Annotated in this window: 22 protein-coding genes; 14 read left to right on the forward strand and 8 right to left on the reverse strand. The window is 67.7% G+C overall.

The window, feature by feature from the left end:
• The first annotated feature begins 11 nt into the window (after positions 1–11).
• Complete coding sequence (locus CXG43_RS09820; protein WP_101099804.1) at positions 12–707, forward strand: hypothetical protein; 696 nt, start codon at positions 12–14, stop codon at positions 705–707.
• 162 nt (positions 708–869) lie between these two features.
• Here the strand turns inward: CXG43_RS09820 and CXG43_RS09825 are convergent, their stop codons facing one another.
• Positions 870–3,560: a UvrD-helicase domain-containing protein gene (locus CXG43_RS09825; RefSeq protein WP_101099805.1), complete on the reverse strand. Its 2,691-nt coding sequence runs from the start codon at positions 3,558–3,560 to the stop codon at positions 870–872.
• 715 nt (positions 3,561–4,275) lie between these two features.
• Between CXG43_RS09825 and CXG43_RS09830 the strand changes: the two genes are divergently transcribed.
• The 3 genes from CXG43_RS09830 to CXG43_RS09835 all read left to right on the forward strand — a co-directional run bounded on the left by CXG43_RS09830 (position 4,276) and on the right by CXG43_RS09835 (position 6,343).
• A complete protein-coding gene (locus tag CXG43_RS09830) occupies positions 4,276–5,088 on the forward strand; it encodes an alpha/beta hydrolase (RefSeq protein ID WP_101099806.1) in 813 nt (270 codons plus the stop codon).
• A gap of 74 nt (positions 5,089–5,162) precedes the next feature.
• Entirely contained in the window at positions 5,163–5,327 is a 165-nt protein-coding gene (locus CXG43_RS19280; protein ID WP_182657244.1) for a hypothetical protein, read from the forward strand.
• A gap of 47 nt (positions 5,328–5,374) precedes the next feature.
• On the forward strand, positions 5,375–6,343 hold the full coding sequence (locus tag CXG43_RS09835; protein ID WP_101099807.1) for a polysaccharide deacetylase family protein: 969 nt from the start codon (positions 5,375–5,377) through the stop codon (positions 6,341–6,343).
• Positions 6,344–6,553: 210 nt separating this feature from the next.
• On the opposite strand, the gene CXG43_RS09840 is transcribed toward CXG43_RS09835, so the two are convergent.
• The 5 genes from CXG43_RS09840 to CXG43_RS09860 form a co-directional block, all read right to left on the reverse strand.
• Positions 6,554–7,399 carry an MnmC family methyltransferase gene (locus tag CXG43_RS09840; protein ID WP_101099808.1) on the reverse strand — a complete coding sequence of 282 codons (846 nt, stop codon included), beginning with the start codon at positions 7,397–7,399 and terminating at the stop codon, positions 6,554–6,556.
• A gap of 72 nt (positions 7,400–7,471) precedes the next feature.
• Positions 7,472–7,759 (reverse strand): hypothetical protein, encoded by a 288-nt coding sequence (locus CXG43_RS09845; RefSeq protein WP_101099809.1) that lies wholly within the window; start codon positions 7,757–7,759, stop codon positions 7,472–7,474.
• Positions 7,760–7,816: 57 nt separating this feature from the next.
• Positions 7,817–8,194, reverse strand: a complete 378-nt coding sequence (locus tag CXG43_RS09850; RefSeq protein WP_101099810.1) for a MerC domain-containing protein — start codon at positions 8,192–8,194, stop codon at positions 7,817–7,819.
• A gap of 58 nt (positions 8,195–8,252) precedes the next feature.
• Positions 8,253–9,857 carry an ATP-binding cassette domain-containing protein gene (locus CXG43_RS09855; RefSeq protein ID WP_101099811.1) on the reverse strand — a complete coding sequence of 535 codons (1,605 nt, stop codon included), beginning with the start codon at positions 9,855–9,857 and terminating at the stop codon, positions 8,253–8,255.
• Positions 9,858–10,012: 155 nt separating this feature from the next.
• Complete coding sequence (locus CXG43_RS09860) at positions 10,013–11,614, reverse strand: EAL domain-containing protein (protein ID WP_101099812.1); 1,602 nt, start codon at positions 11,612–11,614, stop codon at positions 10,013–10,015.
• 243 nt (positions 11,615–11,857) lie between these two features.
• Here CXG43_RS09860 and CXG43_RS09865 point away from each other — a divergent pair, with 243 nt between their 5' ends.
• The gene (locus CXG43_RS09865; protein ID WP_101099821.1) at positions 11,858–12,628 is read left to right on the forward strand and encodes a lytic transglycosylase domain-containing protein; all 771 of its coding nucleotides are present in this window, start codon (positions 11,858–11,860) and stop codon (positions 12,626–12,628) included.
• Positions 12,629–12,733: 105 nt separating this feature from the next.
• A complete protein-coding gene (locus CXG43_RS09870; protein ID WP_101099822.1) occupies positions 12,734–14,809 on the forward strand; it encodes a gluconolaconase in 2,076 nt (691 codons plus the stop codon).
• A gap of 30 nt (positions 14,810–14,839) precedes the next feature.
• Here the strand turns inward: CXG43_RS09870 and CXG43_RS09875 are convergent, their stop codons facing one another.
• Entirely contained in the window at positions 14,840–15,217 is a 378-nt protein-coding gene (locus CXG43_RS09875; protein WP_101099813.1) for a YciI family protein, read from the reverse strand.
• A gap of 207 nt (positions 15,218–15,424) precedes the next feature.
• Between CXG43_RS09875 and CXG43_RS09880 the strand changes: the two genes are divergently transcribed.
• The 7 genes from CXG43_RS09880 (at position 15,425) to CXG43_RS09910 (ending at position 21,897) form a co-directional block, all read left to right on the forward strand.
• Positions 15,425–15,844, forward strand: a complete 420-nt coding sequence (locus tag CXG43_RS09880) for a YciI family protein (protein ID WP_101099814.1) — start codon at positions 15,425–15,427, stop codon at positions 15,842–15,844.
• Positions 15,845–15,884: 40 nt separating this feature from the next.
• Complete coding sequence (locus CXG43_RS09885) at positions 15,885–16,307, forward strand: VOC family protein (protein WP_101099823.1); 423 nt, start codon at positions 15,885–15,887, stop codon at positions 16,305–16,307.
• Positions 16,289–17,554 (forward strand): sigma-70 family RNA polymerase sigma factor, encoded by a 1,266-nt coding sequence (locus CXG43_RS09890; protein WP_101099824.1) that lies wholly within the window; start codon positions 16,289–16,291, stop codon positions 17,552–17,554. Before CXG43_RS09885 ends, CXG43_RS09890 begins: the two co-directional genes overlap by 19 nt.
• 89 nt (positions 17,555–17,643) lie before the next feature.
• Positions 17,644–19,293 carry a M28 family metallopeptidase gene (locus CXG43_RS09895; protein WP_101099815.1) on the forward strand — a complete coding sequence of 550 codons (1,650 nt, stop codon included), beginning with the start codon at positions 17,644–17,646 and terminating at the stop codon, positions 19,291–19,293.
• A 209-nt stretch (positions 19,294–19,502) separates the two neighbouring features.
• Complete coding sequence (locus tag CXG43_RS09900; protein WP_101099825.1) at positions 19,503–20,762, forward strand: histidine kinase; 1,260 nt, start codon at positions 19,503–19,505, stop codon at positions 20,760–20,762.
• A complete protein-coding gene (locus CXG43_RS09905) occupies positions 20,752–21,522 on the forward strand; it encodes a LytTR family DNA-binding domain-containing protein (protein ID WP_101099816.1) in 771 nt (256 codons plus the stop codon). Before CXG43_RS09900 ends, CXG43_RS09905 begins: the two co-directional genes overlap by 11 nt.
• Before the next feature lie 33 nt (positions 21,523–21,555).
• Entirely contained in the window at positions 21,556–21,897 is a 342-nt protein-coding gene (locus CXG43_RS09910) for a hypothetical protein (protein WP_101099817.1), read from the forward strand.
• Positions 21,898–21,900: 3 nt separating this feature from the next.
• Here the strand turns inward: CXG43_RS09910 and CXG43_RS09915 are convergent, their stop codons facing one another.
• On the reverse strand, positions 21,901–22,515 hold the full coding sequence (locus CXG43_RS09915) for a hypothetical protein (protein ID WP_042612764.1): 615 nt from the start codon (positions 22,513–22,515) through the stop codon (positions 21,901–21,903).
• A 318-nt stretch (positions 22,516–22,833) separates the two neighbouring features.
• Between CXG43_RS09915 and CXG43_RS09920 the strand changes: the two genes are divergently transcribed.
• A partial coding sequence (locus tag CXG43_RS09920) for an oxygenase MpaB family protein (protein ID WP_101099818.1) occupies positions 22,834–23,737 on the forward strand: 904 nt, incomplete at its 3' end.

The following is a 23,737-nucleotide window of genomic DNA, read 5'->3' on the forward strand; positions in this document are numbered from 1 at the left end:
GGTTTCCTGGCATGTTGACGGCAATTTTAATGACAGCGGTAGCGATTGGTCCCCACTCTGGTACCCATTATCACGACGTTGTAGCGCAACAGGATGGTTCGGGTCAGTACATCATTCGCACTGCGCAGATGCCCGATTTTTCGGGCGGGTCAGTCACCGTGGAACAGCGCCTGCGTGTGTTGCCGGGTGGAGAATACGAAGTGGATTCCGACCAGCAATCAGCGGCCACAAAGGTTTACCACCAAGCGCTTTGCCTCGAAGAAGGAATGATCCCCAAGCCCGGTCGCAGCGTGTTGTCGGGTGATGCTGCTGTGGGAGCTTGGCTGTGCATGAGCGACGATTCCGATGTTGGCGAGGCGGAGTCTCTGTCCGATCTCACAGGTCCCACCGAAGAGATCGGCAGCCGAAGCACGGACTACGCAATCGCGGTCGCACCGTCAGGCGCTGCGCAGGTCAATCAGAACTTCTTCGCGCGCGGTAGCATCAGGGTGCAGAGCTCCGTTGCTGGTCAGATCTCGTACCACATAGGAGTTGATGGGGGCCGCTGCATAATCAGAGACATTCAGTTTTACTCGAAGCCTTTCACGCACACGGTCAATGGCGGCGTAAGTTGCATAGCGTATCGACAGGGATTTTTGTCAACGGAAGCGGCAGGCTGCGTTCCGAAGGCATGCTCGCGGAATGCGGGAACATACAGTATCCGCTGAGCGGGGGGCGACCCCTCGGCGAAGATCAACGGCGGAGGAGTCAGTGACGTCCACTGAGCGTCATACCCCGTAGGTGCGGACCTCGGTCCGCACGTTCCCAAGCGAAGGTTTATTCGTGCAAAAGCCCAGCCGACTGAAGTCGGGTCTACCCGGCGTTGGCTTCTACGCGGTCAGCCGCGGCTTGTGCTCGCAGCGCGGGTACCCGGAGCACGAATGGAAGTCACCGTACTTCCCGGTCTTCTTCACGATGACGCCGGTACCGCACGCGGGGCAGCGCTGTTCTTTCACCGGCCTTCCATCCAGCGTGGTGACCTGCAGCGCGCCGTCCCGTTCCAGCTCATCCAGGAATGCCGAGCGCTTGCCGGAAACAGTGAACATCGCCACCGAGCGCCGTGCCCGCGTCAACGCCACATAGAACAGCCGCCGTTCTTCGCCCAGCGGATACGTATCACCACTGGGCATCGCCAGCGACAGCACATCATCGTCCGCGCGCAGGTTGGGGAAGGCGCGGTCCAGCAGCGCCGGCAGGATCACCACGTCCGCTTCCATGCCCTTGCTGCGGTGGGCGGTAAGGAAGCTGACCTCCAGCGTGGCGCCGAAACGTGAGCGCCAGTTGCCGGGCAGGTAGGCACGGTCGGCGTTGTAGCGGCCCAGCACGAAGACGCTGAGCTTGCCGTCGCGGCCCGCTGGCATCGCACCGCTCAGGCACGCGTCGTGCAGCTGCTGCAGGTACTGGCCCACGGCATCGCTGAGCTGATCACGCGCGGCAACCTGAAACGCCTGCAACACCGGCCCATGGCTCGGCGTGCTTGACCATACGTGCTTGCGGATCTGCGCCGGGTTGGCGCTGATGAAGCGGCTGGACACATCGCACAGGGCCTGCGGGCAGCGGAAGGTCTGCTCCAGTCGCAGCACCTGCGCGTGGCCGAACCATTCGCTGAAGCGGGTCATCACCGAGACGTCGGCACCGGCGAAGCGGTTGATCGACTGCCAGTCATCGCCCACCGCGAAGAAGTACGTGCCCGGCTGCTGCACCAAGGCACGGCACAGGCGTGCGCGGGCGCGCGATGCATCCTGGAATTCGTCCGCCATCACCAGCGTATACGGCGATGCATGACGGCCTTGTTCCAGGTGCTCGGCGGCCTGGTTGAGCATGTCCTCGAAGTCGATGGCGTGCTCTGCATCCAGCGCATCGCCCCACGCCTGCAGCACCGGTCCGGCGATCTCCAGGAAGCGACGGTAGCGCTCCTTGAACTGGTCGTCGGGCATCTCGCGCAGTCGCGCGGCCATGTCGTCCAGGCCGAGGCAGTTGCTCTTGGCATGGCTGATGAAGGTGCGCATCAGACCGATCAGCTCGGCGTCGGGCATCGGTTTCTGGCCGTCGTCCGGGATATCGCGGTCGGGGTTGGGATCGACCGTCACGCCCCCTGTGGCCAGTGCGTGGCCCAGATCGTCGAAGGCCCAGCCCATGCGCAGGTCGTGCGAGCTGGTGTCCAGATGAGGGCCTTCTGTGTGCGGCAGCGGATCGGTGTCCGCGCCGCCATGCCGGTGATGCAGCCCGGCATCGGGGTAATAGAACTGCGTGGGCTGTGCATGGAAGGCCTCCTCGCCTGCGTCGAAGCGCTGGCTGCGGTCGTACGCATAACGCACGCCGTTGTAGAACAGCCAGTCGGCCAGGATGCAGTCTTCCACGCTGCGCACGCGCTCGCCCTGCAGGGTGCGCACGTAGCCGCTGCCGTCCTTGTCCCAGCCGTCGGCATCCATCGCACCGCCCTGCGCCGGCAGATCGCGGCCGAACACCAGCCGGAACATGTCCCAGCGGGTGCGGAAGGCGTGCGAGCGGTCCTTCAGCTGGTCGATGAGGTCGGCCAATCGATGGAAGCCGAGCGTGGCATCCACCGCCCAGTCGGGCACCTCCGGCCGGCGTCCGGTGACACTGGCGATGATCGCCAGGCCGAGTGCGTGGAAGGTGCGCGCCTGCACCACGCTGTCGCCCATGCCGAGGCGGGCGAACGCGCGATCGGTGCGTTGCTGCAGTTCGCCGGCGGCCTCCTTGTTGAAGGCCAGCATGACGATCTGGCGCGGCTCGGCGTAACCGCGCTGGATGGCATAGGCGGCCTTGGCGACCATGGTGGAGGTCTTGCCGGAACCGGCGGCGGCCACCACCTGCACGCGGTTGTCGAAGCAGATCACCGCGTGCGCCTGTTCGTCGGTGAGCGGGCGGCCTTCAACGCGGTCCAGCAGGGAGCGCGCTGCGTTGCGTTCGGTGGCGAGGATCTGCGCGTTGACGGCTTCGCAGGCCGCGCTCCAATCCTGTTCCCACAGCTCCAGTTCGATCAGCGCCGATTCGCGTTCGTCCTCATCCAGCGGCAGGTCAGCATCATGGAACAGCGCGTGCAGCGCGGTGGGTGAGAGACCCATCGCGGGGCGCGCAGCCAGCAGGGCCTGCTGGTCGTCGTGGCTGATCCAGCGCCGTTGCGCGCGGCGCTCGGTCAGCAGTTCCTCCGCTTCACCGTTCCACTGGCGCATCAGGTCGAGGCTATGCAGGAACGCCGGGCCACGTTCACGCAGGTCCTGTGCGTGTTCGGCAGCATCAAGGGCCGTGGCGAGGGTGCTGGCGTCCGCGTGCGAGAGGCCGTCGAGGGTGATTGTCGGGCCGTCGCGGCGCTGTACCACGACGCTGGCCCACAACAGGCCGCGCTTAACGGATAGGCGCGCATCGAAGCCGAGGGTGTGCCGGTGGATGGCATCGCCGAGGTGGATCACCACGTCTTCGCCTTCGAGGTGCAGTTCCCACGCGGCAGAGCGGGGCAGGGCGAGGGCCAGGCGCGAAGGTTTCCAGTGCTGCGTCATGCGTACTGCGGTCCTGCGGGATCGGTGTTTCAACGGTGTCGTCATGATAGGGCAGCGTGGAGGTGTGCGCGCGGCGGACATGCTTTGGTAGCGCCGAGCCGTGCTCGGCGGGATGCCTGCACCGCGCGGTGCGCTCGCCGACCATGGGTCGGCGCTACCAGATCAGGTTCGCGCGATGTGCAGGCGATCACGCGGCAGGTTCGCGGGGTGCAGGTGGTTCGGCGGGGAACGTGGACGGCAGACTGGTAGCGCCGAGCCGTGCTCGGCGGGATGCCTGCACCGCGCGGTGCGCTCGCCGACCATGGGTCGGCGCTACCAAAGCAGGTTCGCGCGATGTGCAGGCGATCACGCGGCGGGGTTCGCGGGGTGCAGGTGGTTCGGCGGGGAACGTGGACGGCAGACTGGTAGCGCCGAAGCAGCGGCAGGAGCCGCTGCCAACGTCGCCTGCGACGGCCCGCAGGGTGGCGGTCAGGATGACCGGCATAGCCATGCTCGGCGGGCTGCCTGCACCGCGCGGTGCGCTCGCCGACCATGGGTCGGCGCTACCAAAGCAGGTTCGCGCGATGTGCAGGCGATCACGCGGCGGGATCGCCCGGCGCAGGCGATGCAGCCCCGCCCCGTGCAGGCCATGTCACGACGTCGCCACGATCTTTCACGACGGCCCAAGCCCCGCCCCCTTAGCGTGGGGAACTTGTTCCCCTTGCATGGAGTTGCCATGACTGCTTCCCGCGTCCGTCTGCACGTTGAAGACTCCGGTGGGACAGGCCGCCCGGTCGTCCTGATCCATGGTTGGCCGCTGTCGGCTGATTCCTGGAAGGCCCAGGTGCCGGTCCTGCGCGATGCCGGCTACCGGGTGATCGCCTATGATCGCCGTGGCTTCGGGCGTTCGGACAAGCCGGCCGAGGGCTATGACTACGACACGCTGGCGGCCGACCTGGCCGGCCTCATCGAAGACCTGGACCTGAAAGATGCGTCACTGGTTGGCTTTTCCATGGGCGGCGGCGAAGTGGCGCGCTACATCGCCAACCACGGCCAGGATCGCCTGCACAGCGTGGTGTTCGCCGCGGCGGTGCCGCCGTATCTGCTCAAGGGCAGCGACAATCCGGAAGGGCCGTTGAGCAAGGAAGCCGCCGATGAAATGGCCGGCGCGTTGGCCAAGGACCGTGAGGCCTTCTTCGACGACTTCACCAGGAAGTTCTTCAGTGCCAACGGCAAGTTGAAGGTCACTGAAGCACAGCGGCTTGAAGCGGTGGCGCTGGCCCACCAGTCCGACCAGGTGGCCGCACTGGGCTGCCAGAAGGCCTTCGGTACAACGGACTTCCGCGAGGACCTGAAGAAGGTCACCGTGCCCACCCTGATCATCCATGGCGACAGCGATGGCACGGTGCCGTACGAGGGCTCGGGCAAGCGTACCCACCAGGCTGTCGCAGGCAGCGAAGTGGCGCTGCTGGAAGATGCGCCGCACGGCTGCAACACCAGCCACGCCGATGATTTCAACCTGGCCCTGCTGAACTTCCTCAAGAAGTAAGCGTTGCCACTTGCCTTCAATGACGCCCGGCCGCCACGCCGGGCGTCATTGCATCCACGCCACGGGAACCCGTCATGCGCAAGTCGACCACGCCGCCCTGGAAGAAGCCCAATCCCAAGGGGCAGGCATCGCGTCCGCTGACGGATGCGCAGAAGGCTGCCGCACGGCAGCGGGCGGAGGAGAACGGGCGACCGTATCCGAACCTGGTGGACAACATGTGGGCGGCCAAACAGCGGTAGAGTCAGGGGCTGCCCGACTACCCGCCCGCCGTGGCCCGGTTACCACCATGACATCCCGTTTATTCGCGTTGCTGTTGCTTGCCATCGCAGGCGTAGGCCACGCGGCCGAGATCGACCGCCGTATCGCGGTCACCATCGACGACCTGCCGTGGGCGCGACTGGACGAGATCCAGCCGCCGGACCTGCAGGCACGCCATCAGGCGTTGCTGGACCAGTTGAAGCAGGCGAACGTGCCGGTGGTCGGCTTCGTCAACGAGAACAAGCTGGAAGTGGGCGGCGTGGTGCAGCCGCAGCGCGTGCAGATGCTGCGCGACTGGCTGGATGCGGGCTATCAACTGGGCAACCATACGTGGTCGCACATGGATCTGAACGCGGAAGGCGTGGAGGCGTTCCAGCAGGATTTCCTGCGCGGCGAGCGGGTGCTGCGTCCGCTGCTGGCCGAGCGTGGACAGGTGCCGGTGTGGATGCGCCACCCGCACCTGCGCGCAGGCCGCACGGCGCAGGACCGTGCCCGCATGGACGGGTTCTTCGCCGAGCACGGCTACCGCATCGCGCCGGTCACGGTGGACAACGGGGAGTGGGTATGGGCCTTCGCCTATGCCAACGTGCTCAACGAACAGGCCGATACGCCGGCGCGCGAGGTGGTGCTGCGGCAGCTGCGGCGAGGCTACGTGCCGTACATGTTGAACAAGCTGGATTACTACGAAGCGCAGTCGGTGACGCTGCTTGGCTATGCGCTGCCACAGGTGTGGTTGATGCATGCCAACGAACTCAACGCGGCGACCTTCGCCGAGCTGGTGGCGGCGACGCAACGACGCGGGTATCGGTTTGTCAGCCTGGATGAGGCGATGCAGGACCCGGCGTATGCGCGTGGTACCACCGGGTATGACGGCCGCTACGGGCCGAGCTGGCTGCACCGCTGGGCAATGGCGGAGAAGCGCCCGAAGACCTTCTATGCAGGTGAGCCGGAAGTGCCGGCGTGGGTGAAGAAGTTGGCGAAGGTGGATTACGAATAGCCGCAGCGGTGGGGGGCACGGCTTCGGTAGCGCCGAGCCATGCTCGGCGAGCGCGAAGCGCGGCATGCACCAGACATCGCGTTGCCGGAAGGCAGAGCCGCCGAGCATGGCTATGCCGGTCGTCCTGACCGACACCCTGCGGGCCGTCGCAGGCGACGTTGGCAGCGGCTCCTGCCGCTGCCTTCGGCGCTACCAGGGGCAGCAACAGGCTCAGCCGCGATAGGTCGCCAGCACGCCATCCAGCGCGGGTTCGGCCTTGAAACCGGCCTTTTCCAACCGCTTGGCGACTTCGCGCGGCACATCGCGGCCGCTGGTCAGCTTGTTCGGGGCGCCGGTGTAATGGAACAGCTTGCCACCGCTGCGCATCACCCGTGCAAGCTGGTCATAGAACACTTGCGAATACAGTTCGCCGGCGATGCCGAAGCGCGGCGGGTCATGCAGGATGGCGTCCACGCTGTTGCTGGGCAACGCGGCGATTTCTTCGGATACATCGCCCTGCGCCAACTGCAGGCGGCCACCGGAACCGGCCGCGTCCGGATCCGGTGACCACGGGTTGAGCGTGCGCAGCCACAGCACGTCCGGATTCTTTTCGAACGAGCGGATCTGCACCACGCCGGCGTCCAGGCAGCAGGCAGCGAAGTAACCCAGTCCGCCGCAGGTATCGAGTACGGTCTTGCCCGCCGGGGCGATCAGTTCCACCTTGCGGCGCGCATCGTCGAACGGCGACAGCTTGGCGCTGGGCAGCATCTTGATGCCGTCGATTTCGAAGGTCGGCGCGCCCCATTCGGTGGGCACCAGCTTGATCAGCGATGCGCTGAAGCGTGAGATGGGCAGGAACTCCTCGCCGTCCCAGTAATACAGCGTGCGGTCCTTTACCTTGCCCGGCCACGGGTAGGACTGGCCACGGAAAATGAAGCCATCGGCAGACAGGCCGACGTCTTCTTCGCTGCGTCCCAGGTCCAGCGAACCGGCCCAGCTGGGCGCGCCGGCATCGGCCGCGCGCTGCAGGGCAGTGGCGGTTTCGCGGGTCAACAGGGGGCCGGAATAGTGGGGCACGGGGGCATTCGCGTGGCAATCAGGGGCCGCTAGTGTAGGACGCAGCGGGTGATCGCGTTACCGGTGCGGGGCTCAGTGCAGGATCATCGACACCAGGAACAGCGCCAGCGGCACCGCGGAAAAGGCTGCACCGCCCAGTGCCAGCCACGGCCAGCGCTCATCGCGCACGCGCGAGGCGAGCACCGCGCAGAACCCACACATGGCCGCAGCCAGCACGCCCACCGCGGTGGCGCTGTTGCCGCTGGCGCCCATCGCGCGGGCCGCCTGTTCGATCAGCACGCCGATCACCATGCCCAGCCAGCTGCACAGCCCGAACCAAGGCACCACGCCGCGTTTGAACGCACTTCCTCTTGCTGACATCGCCTGCGCTCCGTTGCCTGCACGGCCGGATGGCCGCCGCCTACAGTAACCGCTTGCTCAGCACTGGCGGTGACGGCGGCGCGCGTTCCACAGGTGGGTGGCGGCGATCAGCAGGCTGCCGATCACCGTGACCACCGTCTCGCTGTCGTGGCTGGGGAACTCCAGCGCGCCCGCCAGCAGCAGCGCCAGGCCGGCTGCTGCGGCCAACCAGGCCGGCGCCGGCAGCGGGTGCTGGCGATGGGCGCGCCACAGTGCGAAGCCGGTGACCGGCAGGGCAATGGCCACGAACACAGCGTGTACCCACTCCGCTTCGGCCCACGCACCGAACAGCGGAAGCGCGGCGGCCAGCAGCGGCAGGGCCAGGCAATGCAGCAGGCACAGGCTGGACAGGGCGACGGCGCTGGCGTCGAGCAGGGCGGCTTGGCTGGATTTCATCGGAGGCGGGGACAGGAACTGGGTGTTACATAGTAACACTGTGCCGCCGGACCTCCTGTCACCACGGCCGCAGGGTCCAGTCGGTTTCGTTCATCTGCAGCACGTGGGTGGGTTGCATGGACTGCAGCAGGGCGAGGTCGTGGCTTGCCATGACCAGCGTGCCGGTGAACTGGCCGAGCAGGGTTTCCAGTGCGTGCAGCGCCTCCAGGTCCAGCGCGTTGCCCGGTTCGTCCAGCAGCAGCAGGCCGGGGGCCGGATCGGCATACAGGGTGCACGCCATCGCCGCCTTCAGCCCCTCGCCGGCGCTCAGCGTGGCGCTGGTCCGTTCGATGCGCGCGGTATCCAGGCCCAGCAGGGCGAGCCGGGTGCGCAGTTCGGCTACCGGCGTCGCCGGGCAGGCCGCCTGTAGTGTCGCCAGGGCGCTGCTGCCCGCGTGCAGCGTGACCAGCGCCTGGTCCAGCAGGGCCGCCGGTACGCCGATATCACAGCTGCCGGCCCGCGGCGCCAGCTGGCCGGCCAGTACCCGCAGCAGGGTCGACTTGCCGCTGCCGTTGTCGCCCACCACGGCCAGCCGCTGGCCGCGCTGCAGGATCAGGTCCAGCGGTGCGCGGCAGCCGTGCGGCAGTTGCATGCCCTGCAGCCGTACGACCTGCTGGCTGGCGTGCGGGCTGGGCGGTGCGAAGGCCACCAGCTGCGTGCTCGGGCTGACTCCGGCGCTGGCTTCGCGCAGGCGGTCGGCACTGTCGGCAAGGCGCTGCGCCTGCAGCTGCGCATGCCGTCCGGCGCTGGCTTGTGCGCGCTGTTTCTGCAGTCCCAGCAGGATCGGTGCCTGGTTGGCCTCACGCGCGCTGCGTGCACCGCGCGACTGCCGCTGCTGGGCGCGTTCGTGCAGTGCGCGCGCATGCCGTTGCTGCTGCCGGTGCTGCTGTCGCGCATGGTCCAGCTGCGCCTGCGCGGCGGCTTCGTGCACCGCCTTGGCGTGAACGTAGTCCGTGTAGCCACCGCCGAAACGCTGCAGCCCGTGCGCATCCAGTTCGACGATGCAGGCCATCTGCCCCAGCAGTTCGCGATCATGGCTGATCACCAGCAGCCCGCCGCGCCAGCGCTGCAGTGCTTGGCGCAGCTGGGCACGCCGCCGTGCGTCCAGGTGGTTGCTGGGTTCGTCCAGGATCAACCAGTCTGCGCCACTGGCCCATGCGCCGGATAACGCCACCTGCATCGCCTGCCCGCCACTCAGGCGCGCGGCCGGATCCTCCGGCTGCAGGTCGGCGGGCAGTCCGCTGCGCTGCCACTGCAGGCGCAGTTGTTCGCGCAGGTCCCAGCGCTCCCCGACGCGGTTGAAGTCTTCGATGTCGACCTGCCCTGCGCCGATCCGGTCCAGCGCATCCAGCACATCGCCGACACCGGCCAGGTCGGCCACGCGGCCTTGGGGTGCACCACTCAGCGCGGGCAGCAGGAACACCCGCCCACCGCCATGGCAGCGGCCGGACGTGGGCGCCTGGCTGCCGGCGAGCACGCGGGCGAGCACGCTCTTGCCGACCCCATTGGCGCCGACCAGTCCGGTGGCGAGAGGATCGAAAGTGAAAGACAGATCGGTAAACAGTGCACGCCCATCGGGCAGGCGGCAGGTCACGCGTTCAAGCGTGAGCGGATGCGTGGTCATGCAGACCTCCAACAGATGCCATCGACTCCCCCTGCGTACAGGGGCGGGAGAAGAATCAGGCCGTCGATGAAGACGGCGGCATCAGTGGCGCATTGGCGTAAGCCTCAAGTGGATGGGCCGATTATAGGACGGCCGCATGAACCGTACGAAGACGGCTACTGTCCGGGCTGGCGCTGGGTGTTCTGCATGTCTTCGCGTGCCGCGCCATACAGTTCCTGGCGGCGCTTGTGGAAGGCGATGAATTCTTCGCGTGGCAGTGCCTTGGCGAACAGCCAACCCTGGGCGAATTCCACCTGCCGGCTGTGCAGGTAGGCCAGCTGGTCTTCGGTTTCCACCCCTTCGGCCACCACGAACAGGCCCAGCGTCTTGGCCATGTCGATGATGTGGCCGGTGACCGGGCTGGTGGCGCTGTCGGTGCCGATCGCATCGATGAACGATTTGTCGATCTTCAGCGCATCCAGTGGCAGCTGCTGCAGGTACTGCAGGTTGGAGTAGCCCACGCCGAAATCATCGATGGCTACCGCGTGCCCGGAATGTCGGGCCGCGGAGATCACCGCACGTGCCTTTTCGATGTCCATGAAGCCGCGCTCGGTGGCCTCCAGCCAGATCTGCTGGTTGGCGATGCCGGTGCCGGCCAGCTTGGCGGCGATCACCTTCAGCGCACGGCCGCTGATCATGTCTTCCGGTGCCAGATTGATGGCGATGTGCGCGCTGCGGTCGCCGACCAGCAGGTCGCGCATGTCCACGATCACCCGTTGGATCACCTCATCGGTGATCGCCCCGACCAGTCCGCTGGCTTCGGCCAACGGAATGAACAGGTCCGGCCGCACTTCGCTGCCATCGGCGCGACGCCAGCGCACCAGCGCTTCGGCGCCCACGCAGATGCCGGTTTCCAGCTCGATGATCGGCTGGTAGACCACGTACAGCTCATTGCGGCGGATGGCATGGCTCAGCTCGCCTTTCAGCGAATAACGCCGCCGCGACAGCGCGATGGTGCATGCGATCGCCGCTGCGCCCAGCAGCAGGCTGATCGGCACCAGCACCCAGGCTTGCTGCAGGAAAATCCCGGCCATCCCAGTGCGTGGCGTGGTCACGATGGCCAGCCATGCTTCGCTGCGTGCACTGGCGAACAGCAGCGTACCGGCATCGCCGGAGCGTGGTTCGCGCAGCAGGGACTGCAGCAGCGGCTGGTCCGGGAGTGACTGCTGGGCGATCAACCGTCCGTCAGGGGTGGCGATGGCGATGCGGATGTCGCGCGTATCGATCAGGTCGACGAAATGGTACGGATCCATCAACGCCTCGTAGTCGCCCAGCCGCAACGACAACATGCACCGTCCGTAGGGTGCGCGCGGTTGCTGGTCCAGCTGCAGTGTCGCGCCGTCGGCCGTGGTGTGGTCGGGCTGGCCGGGGGCAAGCGCGGCCACTGGACGGCCCCACGAGGTGCAGCGCACGCGGCCCTGCTGGAAATAGCTGATCTGGTCCACTGACGAGGTGGTGACCACCCGGGTCTGCATCAGCTGGATGTGCTCCGGGCTGCAGGGCGCCAACGGGCTGTGCTGCATGGCCTGCAGTGCAGTGAGCGCCTGCAGGTAGGAGCGGTCGGCGCGCTCCAGGGCGCGTTCGGCGGTTTCGCGCAGCTGGGCCTGGGCGGTGTTGGCGGCGTGGTGCCAGCTCAGCCAGGTCATCATCGCCAACGGCAGCGCAGCGGCGAGCAGGCCCACCAAGGCCATCAGCAGCTGCATGCGCATGCGGTTCATCGACGGCTCCGTGTCCGGGGGTAGGCGTTCGGCCAGGCACTGCCTGCAGGTGTGCCTTGCCCACCAGCGTAGCTGAACGCTGTGGTGGAGTGGGGGAGCGGTCGGCGCGGGCGCCGCCGGTGTGGGCTGCCTGCCTGGCAGGGCATCGGCCAAGGCGGCCAGAAACGTCAGCCGGCGTCTTCACTGGGGATTCCGCGCCCGCGGAACACCATGCCGCCGACCTCCCTGCCGATGCTCCTGCCGATGCGCGTGCCCGCCTGCTTCTGTGTGCTGTTGTTGGCCGTTGCCTGCGGGCCGGCGCAGGCGCGCACGGTGTACCGCTGCGTGCAGGGCAACACGGTCAGCATGGCAACCGCGCCGGAGCCGGGATCGCGCTGTACGGCCAGGGAGATCGATGACAGCGCCGTGCAGGCGCCCAACCTGTGGGGGAACATGGGGGTGTTCAGCGGCACCCTGTACGAACGCGAGCAGGACGGCAGGCTGGTCTACTCCACCCGCAACCTGCCCGGATCGCGGGTGTACCTGAAGTTCACCGTGGCCACCCCGCCTGGCGAGCCGGCGCATGCCGGGCTGGGGCGCGTCGGCGCGGCACAGCTGGCACCCCATGCGAAACAGTTCAAGGCGGCGGCCAAGGCCACCGGCGTGGAAGATGCGTGGCTGCGGGCGATCGCCCATGCAGAGAGCGGTTTCGATGCGGCCGCGGTGTCGCCGAAGGGCGCGCAGGGGGTGATGCAGCTGATGCCGGACACCGCCAGCGACTACGGCGTGCAGGACCCGCTTTCGGCCGCGCAATCGATTGATGGCGGCGCCCGCCACATGCGCGCGCTGCTACGGCGCTACAAGGGAGACCACGTGCTGGCGGCGGCTGCCTACAACGCGGGCGTCGGCGCGGTGAGCCGTTACAACGGTGTGCCGCCGTACGCCGAAACGCTGGCCTACGTGGAAAAAGTGATGGCGTTGTACGCGCGCTACCGCGAGGCGATGGGCATCCGCAGCGAAGTGCCTGCGCGCTGAGCGTGCCGCGCGGACGTGCTGCGGGAACGCGCGCGGCGGCACCGCCTTGGCACGCGTTGCGGCAGCAGCTATCGTCCTGCCTGCGAAAAAAACGAAGGGATGCAGATGGTGCGTGTGCGATGGATCATCGGGATTGCCGCGGTCACCGCACTCGCGGTTGCGGCGACCTTCCTGCCGCGAACCGTCACCGGCCCGGTGCCCGCAGGACCGGTACCGACCCCCCTGGGCTGGACCGCGCAGCTGCAGCCGTTGGCCGGCGATGGCGTGCCGGGCCTGCGCGACGGGGCGGCAATGCAGGCGCGCTTCTCCGATCCGTATGCGCTGCTTGCGCTCGACGATGGCAGCCTGCTGCTGGCCGACGCCGGCGACAACAACCGGATCCGTCGGGTGGCCGCCGATGGCAGTGTGTCCACGCTGGCCGGCAGCACCGAAGGGCTGGCTGATGGGCCGGCGCTGCAGGCACGTTTCCATACCCCTTCCGGGTTGGCGCGCGATGCGGCCGGCGTGGTGTACGTGGCGGATACCGGCAACCATGCGATCCGCCGCATAGGGCTTGATGGCCAGGTCACCACGCTGGCTGGTGGCATCCGCGGCTTCGCCGACGGGCCGGCGGCCCAGGCACGTTTCGATGGCCCGATGGGCGTGGCGGTGGATGGGCTCGGCAATGTCTACGTGGCCGATACCTGGAACGACCGCATCCGGGTGATCAGCCCGGATGGCAGGGTGCGTACCCTGGCCGGCGGCGGTGAGCCGGCGCACATCGATGGCTTCCCCGGCGTGGCCCGCTTCGATACCCCGGTGGCCCTGGCGTGGGACGGCGACGGTGCACTTCTGGTGGCCGATTTCCACAACAACGCGATCCGCCGGGTCGGCATGGACGGGCAGGTGGATACGCCGGTGCCGTCCTCCAACGTGATCAATGGTCCGCTGTCGCTGGCGCGCAGCCATGACGGCGTGCTGTACGTGGGCGACCGCAGCGGGCGCATCGTCCAGGTATCGGCGCAGGGCCACCAGATCGCACTGGTCGGCACCGGCCAGGTACCGCGCCTTGCCCGCCCCAGTGGCATGGCGGTGGCCGCTGATGGCAGCCTGCGGGTGGCCGATGCCGCGGCGTGGCGCCTGCACCGGGTGGCCGTGCTGGATCCGGGCCAGGCGCCTGCACCGGCACGGGTGGGACCGGCTGATGATGCGCCGTTGCCGCGCACCGAGGGCCGCTGGCCGCTGGCGCCGCAGCAGGGCGGGCACGAGGTGGTGGGCACGCTGGGCGAGGTGCGCGGCAACTTCAAGGGCGACAGTCGCCACCACCTGCACGATGGCTTCGACGTGCGCGGCGATGTCGGCCAGACCGTGCTGGCGATCGCCGATGGCAAGATCGACAGCCCGTTGTCCAGTTGGACCGTGGGTGGACAGGCCGAAGGGCTGGAGGTCGGGCCGCTGCGTTACCTGCACATGCGGGTGGGCCGCGATGCGCGCGGGGTGGCCTTCGACGAACGCTGGCAGCAGCTGTTCGATGCGGAGGGCAAGCTGGAGCGCATCCGCCTGCGCCGCGGCACGCGGATCCACGCCGGCGACCGTCTGGGCAGCATCAACAGCCAGGCACACGTGCACCTGAGCGTGGGCAGCAGTGGCTTCCAGCGCAATGCCGCGCTGCTCGGGTTCAACGGCTTCGTGGACAGCGTGGCGCCGCGCATCACCGATGTGGCGCTGCTGGACGACGCCGACCAGCCGCTGCGCGCCGATGCCCAGGGACGCGTGCCGGTGTCACGCAGGGGGCGCGGCGTGCAGATCGTGGTGGAGGCCTGGGACCAGGTGGACGGCAACCTGCCGCGCCGACGGCTGGGCCTGTACCAGGTGGGTTACCAGATACGGGATGCGGCCGGGCAGCCGCTGGCCGGCTACGAGCAGCCGCGCTGGAACATCGTGTTCAACCGCATGCCTCCGCAGCAGCAGGCGGTGCGCGTGGCGTATGCGCCGGACAGCGGCATCACCGTGCACGGCAGCGCGGTCACCCGCTTCCGTTACCTGGCGACCAACACCGTGCGCGATGGACTGATGGCGGCGGGACGCTGGCAGCCGGCGGCCTTGCCCCCGGGTGAGTACGTGATCCAGGCGCACGCGCGCGACCACAGTGGCAACGATGCGCTGGGCGGGCGCGATCTGCGCGTGGTGCTGGTCGACTGAGTCGCGGCGTGGGGGGCCTGCCGCCTCGGCTCAGGCGCCGACGCGCAGCCGTTCGGCGTCGAGGTCTTCCAACGGACGCACTTCGATGCTGCCAAAGCGTGCCCAAGGGAAGCCGCGGGCGATGCGCAGGGCGCTCTCGTGGTCGGGTGCCTGGATCAGGTTGAACCCGGCCAGCAGTTCGCGGGTTTCAGCGAAGGGCCCGTCCAGAACGCGTTCCTCGCCACGGCGTACCCGCAACGTGCGGGCTTCTTCGATCGGCTGAAGTTTCTGCGATGCCAGCAGCGTGCCTTCGGCCTGCAGGGCATCGGCATGCTGCAGGCATGCGCGCATCAGCGCATCGAATTCCTCGCCGGGCAGGGCACCCAGCAGGGCGGGGTCGATGTAGATCAGCAGGGCGTACTGCGGCATGGGGGGACGTCCGTTGGCGGCGGGTGCCCATGATCGCGCAGACCCGCGCCAGACTGTGTTGCGGCGCCGCATCGGGGCGTGCTGCATGGCCCTGCACGTGACCGGATGGCGGGTGATCCAGCGTTTGCGGGGGATGTCGATTTCCCTGCCCGTGGTTCGTCGACATCATGAAGGCCGGGCACTACCGGCTGCTTTGGGAGCGTAGACATGAAGGTGATGGTTTTCGTCAAATCCAATGCCAGGATCGAGGCGGGCACCCTGCCCAGCACCGATGAAATGATCGCCATGGGCAACTTCAACGAAGCGCTTGTGCGCGCCGGGATCCTGCTTGCGGGGGAAGGCCTGCATGCCAGCGCCCGAGGCAAACGCGTGCGCTTCGGCGATGCATCGCCGCCGCAGGTCGAGGCCGGTCCGTTTGCCGATCCCGGCTCGCTGGTGGCCGGCTTCTGGCTGTGGCAGGTGCGCTCGCTGGACGAGGCGCTGGAGTGGGCGCAGCGCGCTCCCTTTGCGCCGGGCGATGTGCTGGAACTGCGGCCGATCATGGCCGAAGAAGATTTCGGCGAGGCCTTCAGCACCGAACTGCGCGAGAAGGAACAGCGCCTGCGCGAACAGAGCGCCGCGCGCTGAGAGCATTCCATCCATCCACGCTTGCACGGGAGTATCGAAGATGAAACTGATTCCATTCCTTGGCTTCAAGGGCCAGGCACACGAAGCGATGGCGTTCTATGCACAGGCGCTGGGCGGCAAGGTCACTGCGGAAATGCAGTACCGCGACATGCCGCCTTCCGACGGTTCGCCCGGCTGCAACGAGATGCCGCCGGAGACCCTGGATCATGTCGCGCATTCGCAGCTGGAGGTGGGCGCGGCGGTGCTGATGGACGCCGACGGCCCGGGCGAGGAGGGCGGTGGCAGCACCACCATCAACGTGGACGTGGATACCCCGGAGGAAGCCGAGCGGGTATTCGCCGCACTGGCCGAAGGCGGGGTGGTGCACATGCCCATGGCCGAAACGTTCTGGGCGCATCGCTGGGGCATGCTGCAGGACCGCTATGGCAAGCCGTGGATGGTCAACTGCATGAAGACGCCCTGAGCATGCAGGAGCGGCTGCAGGCATTGTGGCGGATGGAGTCGCCGGGACTGATCGCGCGCCTGGCACGGATGCTGGGCGGTGACATCGGCCGGGCCGAGGAGCTGGTGCAGGACTGCTGGCTGGCCGCGCTGGAGCGTTGGCCGCTGGAGGGCATGCCGGACAATCCAGGAGCCTGGCTGATAACCGCTGCGCGCAACCGTGCCATCGATGTGCTGCGCCAGCGCCAGCGGATTGCCGGGCAGCATGCGCAATGGGGCGAAATGCTGCATCCAGCCACAGCGTCAGCGCCGGATGACAATGATGCGTTGGGCGATGACATCGGCGATGACCTGCTGCGACTGGTGTTCGTGGCCTGCCATCCGGTGCTGTCGGCCGATGCGCGGGTGGCGCTGACCCTGCGCCTGCTGGGCGGCCTGGCCACGCAGGAAATCGCCCGCGCGTTCCTGCAGCCCGAGCCGACCATCGCCCAGCGCATCGTGCGCGCCAAACGCACGCTGGAACGCAGCCAGGTGGCCTTCGAGGTGCCGCGCAGCGCGGAGCTGCCGGGGCGTCTGCACTCCGTGCTGGAAGTGGTCTACCTGGTATTCAACGAGGGCTACGCGGCCAGCCACGGCGAAGACTGGATGCGCCCGGCGCTGTGCGAGGAGGCGCTGCGGCTGGGGCGGGTGCTGGTGGCGCGGCTGCCTGCGCATGCGGCGGTGCACGGGCTGCTGGCACTGATGGAACTGCAGGCCTCGCGCGGCGCCGCGCGCACCGATACGGACGGGCGTGCGGTGCTGCTGGAACAGCAGGACCGCGCGCGATGGGACTGGCTGCAGATCGAGCGTGGGCTGGCGGCACTGCAGCGTGCGCGGGAGTTGCGCGGTGACGACGACCGCTATGTGCTGCAGGCCGGCATCGCGGCCTGCCATGCACGTGCGCGGGTTGCCGCGCACACCGATTGGGCGGCGATAGCGGCGCTGTACGACCGTCTGCTGCAGGTGCAGCCGGGCCCGGTGGTGGCGTTGAACCGGGTGGTGGCGGTGCTGCGCGCGGAGAGCCCGCTGGTGGCCTGGGGGCAGCTGCAGCCGCTGCTGCTGGAACCGAGGCTGCAGGCACATGCGCCGTTGTGGGTAGTGCGGGGAGAAGTGCTGGCCCGGCTGGGGCGTGATGAGGATGCGCGTTCTGCGTTCCTGCACGCGGCTGGGTTGAGTGGAAACGCGCGCGAACGCGAGGCGCTGGTGGCGCGCGCGGATGCGTTTGGGTGACGCTTGGGATTGACGGCCAGCGGCTGTCACTACCGGGGCATGCAGCGGCTACACTCGAGGTCTTGTCGCAGTCCCTGCTGGAGAGAGCAATGAAGCGAGTGGTAATGAGCGTGCTGGCCCTGTCGGTGTCCACCGCGGTGATGGCGGCGACGCCGAAGTTCGATGGCGCGCGGATCTCCGCCGACGTCAAGGAACTGGCCTCCGATGCCTACGAAGGCCGCTCACCGGCCACCGCCGGCGAGGCGAAGACCATCGCCTTCCTGAGCCAGCAGTTCGCTGCCGCCGGCCTGCAGCCCGGTGGTGACCTGCAGGACGGAAAGCGCCTGTGGACCCAGGCCGTGCCGTTGCTGAAGGGCGACATCGTCGGCACCCCGCAGCTGTCCCTGCAGCAGGGCGGCAAGGCCGTGCCGCTGGAACAGGGCAAGCAGATCGCCGTTCGCGCGGCAATGAACGGTGCCCACCAGGTCGACATCAGCAAGGCCCCGCTGGTATTCCTCGGCTACGGCGTGAAGGCACCGGAAAAGAACTGGGATGACTTCAAGGGCGTGGACCTGAAGGGCAAGATCGCGGTGGTGCTGATCAACGATCCGGACTTCGAGACCGGCCAGGGCGACTTCGACGGCAAGGGCATGACCTACTACGGTCGCTGGACCTACAAGTACGAAGAAGGCGCACGCCAGGGCGCGCTCGGCGTGCTGATCGTGCACGAGACCGCACCGGCATCGTATGGCTGGGCCACCGTGGCCGGATCCAACACCAACACCATGTTCGACGTGGTGCGTGAGACGCCGGCCGAAAGCCACCCGTTGCTGGAAGGCTGGATCCAGCGCGACCTCGCGGTGGACCTGTTCCGCTCGGCCGGCCTGGATTTCGAGGCGCTCAAGCAGCAGGCGCAGCAGCGCGGTTTCAAGCCGGTGCCGCTGACCGGTGCCAGCCTGGATGCGAAGTACGCGGTGAAGACCGAGGTGATCACCTCGCACAACGTGGCCGCGCGCCTGGAAGGCAGCAAGCACGCTGATGAAACGGTGGTGTACAGCGCGCACTGGGACCATATCGGCGTGGGTGAGCCGGATGCCCGCGGTGACCGCATCTTCAATGGGGCGCTGGACAACGCCAGCGGCACGGCGTCGCTGGTGGAACTGGCACGGGGCTTCGCCAAGGCGCCCAGGCCGCAGCGTTCGCTGTTGTTCCTGGCGGTGACTGCCGAAGAGAAGGGGCTGCTGGGTTCGGAGTACTACGCGACCCATCCGCTGTACCCGCTGGAAAAGACCGTGGCGGTGATCAACATGGATGGCATGGCGCCGTTCAGTCCGTCACGCGATTTCGGCATCTACGGCACTGCGCGTTTCGAGCTGCTGGACCAGCTGAAGACCGTGGCGCAGCGCTGGGACATCCGCTATACGCCGGATCCGAAGCCGGAAGCCGGCCTGTTCTTCCGCTCCGACCATTTCCCGTTCGCCAAGCGTGGCGTACCGGCGCTGTCCTGGTCGGCCGGGCAGGACTGGGTGGACGGCGGTATCGCGGCGGGCAGGAAGGCATCGGACGACTACACCGCCAAGCGCTACCACCAGCAGGGCGATGAGTGGCAGCCGGACTGGAAGTTCGCTGGCGCCGCGCGTGACCTGGAGGTGCTGTACACCTTGGGCAGCGAGCTGGCGAACTCACGTGCGTGGCCGAACTGGAACGCCGAAGAAGCGTTCCGCGCGGTGCGCGACCAGAGTGCTGAACAGCGCCGCTGAGGCGGGGGGCTGACGGCCAGCGGCCGTCACTACCGGGGGAACAGCGTGACGACCAACGGTCGTCACCCACCGGGGCAAAGGGATGACGGCCAGCGGCCGTCACTGCCAGGTGGCGGTTGGTCGGCTGATTCCCGGCTTTCGTCGCCGGGTGCTTGCGGTGGTGGGCTGGCGCACTATGCTCGGCCCATTCCTTCGTGAAGGCAGCCTCCGTGTTCCCCAGCGTCTCCTTGATCTTCCGACACCTGTTGGCCTGGACGGCGGCGTTGATCGTGGCCGGCATGGTCTGGAGCGGGCTTTTCAGCGGCATGAACGATGGTCCGGGCTGGGTGTTCGGGCTGCTGGCGATGTTCCTGATGCTGTCCGCGCTGGGCAGCGCGATCACCCATGTGCGCCGGGTGTGGCTGGTGGCCGGCAAGCTGGACGGCAGCACGCTGTCCAGCCGCCAGCGCCGACAGATCGAGCTGCCGATGGATGCCGGCCCGGCCTTCGCCCTGCTGGAATCGGCCATTGCCGAGCTGCCGCGCGTGGAAGACATCGAGAGCGCATCGGGCAGCCTGCAGGTGCGTGCGTACGTGCGCCGGGTGGATCCCTGGAATGGCCGCCAGCCTTCGCGCTGGAACCTGCCGGCGCGGCTGGCGATCAAGCGCAACAGCATCCTGGCGACGATCACCCCGGGCCAGGGCACCAGCACGGTGACGCTGTTGTTCGAACCCGATGCCGGCTGGTGGGCCGACCTGTTGGCACTGGATGAGGGCAGCAACTACGAGAACGCCGAGGCCGTGACCCGAGCCGTCAGCCGCCGCGTGGCCGACCAGCGTCGCGACGAACAGGCCGCCGCCGAACAGACCCACGTGGAAAAAGAACTTTCGGTCGCGCGCCTGAACCTGCTGCACGCGCAGGTGGAACCGCACTTCCTGTACAACACGCTGGCCAATGCGCAGGTGCTGACGCGCACCGATCCGGCACGTGCGGACGTGATGCTGGGCCACCTGATCCAATACCTGCGCAGTTCGTTGCCGAGCATGGACGAGTCGGTTTCCACGCTGGGCGTGGAGCTTGAGCGTACCCGTGCCTATCTGGAAATCCTGCGCATCCGCATGGGCGCCCGGCTGGGCGTGGACGTGCAGGTGCCCGATGCGCTGCACAGCGTGCAGCTGCCTTCGATGGCGCTGCAGACGCTGGTGGAAAACGCGGTGAAGCATGGCCTTGAACCCAAGCCCGGCGGCGGCACGATCTGGATCATCGCGCGGGCCTTCGATGACCACGTCACCGTGACCGTGGCCGACGACGGCCTGGGCTTCGGCCACGGCACCAGCGGTACCGGCATCGGCCTGAAGAACCTGCGCGAACGCCTGCGCCTGACTTGCGGTGAACAGGCCGGGGTGGCGATCGTCGCCAATTTCCCCAGTGGCGTGGCCGCCACCATGACCCTGCCGCAGGTTGCCAAGGAGCCGCGCCATGCCGCTTGATGCGTTGATCGCCGAAGACGAAGAGCTGCTGCGTAGTGCGCTGGTGGACCAGTTGCGCCGGCTGTGGCCGGAGCTGCGCATCGTGGCCGAGTGCGAAGACGGCGCCAGTGCGCTGGAGCAGTTGGCCGAGAAGCAACCGGACATCGCGTTCCTGGACATCCGCATGCCCGGCGTCAGCGGCATCCAGGTGGCGCGCGCGCTGGGCGAGTTGAGCCCGCGCACGCAGGTGGTGTTCGTCACCGCCTACGACCAGTACGCCATCGATGCCTTCGAACAGGGCGCCATGGACTACCTGCTCAAGCCGGTCAGCGACGAGCGCCTTCTGGCCACGCGCGAGCGCCTGCTGGCGCGCCTGCCTTCAGCGCGCAACGACGATGCCGTGCTGGAGCGGCTGCTGCAGCGTCTTGGCAACGGGCAGCCGCGCGCCGACGCCCCGCCACTGGCCTGGATCACTGCAAGCAATGGACGCGATACCGTGCTGATCATGCTCGAAGACGTGGTGTATTTCCGCGCGGACAACAAGTACACCACGGTGGTTACCGCGGCCGGCGAAAGCTTGTTGCGCACCCCGCTGCGCGAGCTGCTGGAGGCGCTGGATGCGCGGCAGTTCAGGCAGGTGCATCGCTCCACCATCGTCAACATGAAGGCCGTGGCGGCGGTCAGCCGCGATGACACCGGACGCGGCGTGCTGCGCCTGCGCGACCGGCCTGAAACGCTCACCGTCAGTCAACCGTTCATGAGCCTGTTCCGCGGCATGTAAAGCCGCCCCGGGCCAACAAGGAAGGACCGTGCCATGCGTTATCTCACCACTGTGCTGAGTTGCCTGCTGTCGTTGTTCGGTTGCCAGGACAAGGTCACCAGCACCTCGATCACCCGCATCAGCGAACAGGGCATCGACCAGCTGTTCAGCCGCACCTCGGTGCGCGCGGAAAGCGCGTCGTTCGACTGCGTCCGCAGCGCCAGTGGGCGCTGCTATTACCAGGTCTTCAAGGAAACCTGCGACGGCCAGCAGCGCTGCGAACGCGGCATGCTGCAGGCCTTCGACATCCGCGCTGGCCACACGCAGAAGCGGGAAGGCCTGCCACAATGCTTCAGGACCTGCGTCAGCAGCAGCGCCAGCGTCCCCTGCCAGTAACCGTCAGAAGGCCGGTTGCAGGGTGAGGTCGCGATGGCTGCTGGTTTCGCCGACGTGGTTGAGGCGGCCGACCAGTTCGCTGTGCTGCCGCATGCGCCCGATCTCGGTCATGATGCGGATGTCTTCGTGGCGCAGCTCACGCCGGCTGGTGACGGCCTGCTTGTAATCCAGCACTTCCGGATAGTGCTCGGCCATGCCCAGCGCATCGGCCACGCATTCCACGCTGTCGGCGCTGGAGGTGATGCGCGCGCGGCTGTTGAAGGCCTTCATCCAGCGTTCGAAGCCGGCCTGCTGGTCGAACATGTTGGCCATGAACCAGATCACGAACAGGATCGAGACCCACGAACCGATGATGATCACCACGCGGGTGAAGGTGATATGGAAGTCATCGCGCCACAGGTAGTTGGCGATCAGGCCGAGGATAAGCAGGGAGGAGGCCTGCCAGCCGACGATGGAGGCCATCAGCCATTGGCACTTCGCCTGCGCCAGCACGGCGACCTCGTCGCGGATCTGCTGTTCGCTCATGCCGCGCCAATGGGCAACCTGTTTTTCGAACGGACTGTGGTACAGCTCGTTGTCGCGTAACAACAATCCTAGACCTTTGAACAAAGCAATCATGGCGGGCTCCCTGTTGGAACGTGCGGCGATGCGTTGAGCGGTGAGGCGGATTCAGTTCTAGCACTTCCAGCGAGGGGTGCAATAAGGGCGGCGCGAAGATCGCGCGGGCGGCCGGGATGAATACGTAGGCAGCCGACGGGCGTGATGCGATGCAGCATCGGCGGGATGGCCTGCGACAAGATGTCGCAGTGGAAAACGTGCTGCGGCCGCACATCCGTCGCTGCGGCGGACACTGTGAGGCGTCCGGTCACCGCCGATGACCGACAATGGGCCGGAAACGCGCAATCTGCGCCGACCCGACGAGTCCTGAGCCGCCGCATGTCTTCTCCGCTCTCTCCGCTGACCGCCCCGATCCGCCGCTGGGTACTGGACGCCTTCCCGCGCGGCCAGAGTGGCATCGACTACGACCACCCGGCGGGCGACCCTGGCTGGTTCGGGCCGGACAGCATGACCTGGCGGGTGCATGCCGAACTGCCTTCGATGCTGGCGGGCGGGCTGTGCGCGTTGATGCTGCAGCTGTTGCATCCGCGTGCGCTGGCCGGGGTGTATGACCATTCCAATTTCCGCCAAGACCTGGTCGGCCGGCTGCGCCGCACCACCGCGTTCGTGGCCGGCACCACCTACGCGCCGACAGCCGAGGTGGAAAAGCTGGTTTCGCGTGTGCGCCGCATCCATGCCAACGTACGTGGCAGCGTGGATGGCGTGCCCTACGCGGCGGATGATCCGGCGCTGTTGACGTGGGTGCACGTGACCGAAGCCTATGGTTTCCTGCAGGGTTTCCGGCGCTACGGGCGTGCGGTGCCCGGGCCGCTGGCCGACCGTTACTACGATGAATACCGGCGCGTGGCCGAGGCGCTGGGCGCCACCGGCGTGCCGCGCAGCGAAGCAGAAGTGGACGCTTGGTTTGCGCTGCAGCAACCGCAGCTGCGGTTGGATGGGCGGGCCCGCGAGGTGCTGCAGGTATTGCAGTCGGTGCGGCTGCCGGTACCGGTGCCGGGCCTCTCGCGCGATGTGTTCCTGGGGGCGGCGGCGGCGCTGCTGCCGCCGTGGGCAGGCGAGATGCTGGAACAGGGGACGCGGCAACGGCTGCAGGCGCGCGCTTCGATGCGCGTGCTGCAGGGCGCGGCGCCGTTGTTCCGCCGCGCCTTGCCGGATGGCCTGGCCAGCCGCGCGTGTGCGCGGATGGGGGTCGGGGTGGGGGGGTTGAGGGCTGGCCTGCGTG

The organism is Stenotrophomonas sp. Bg11-02 (assembly GCF_002836635.1).
GTDB classification, from domain to species: Bacteria; Pseudomonadota; Gammaproteobacteria; order Xanthomonadales; family Xanthomonadaceae; genus Stenotrophomonas; species Stenotrophomonas lacuserhaii.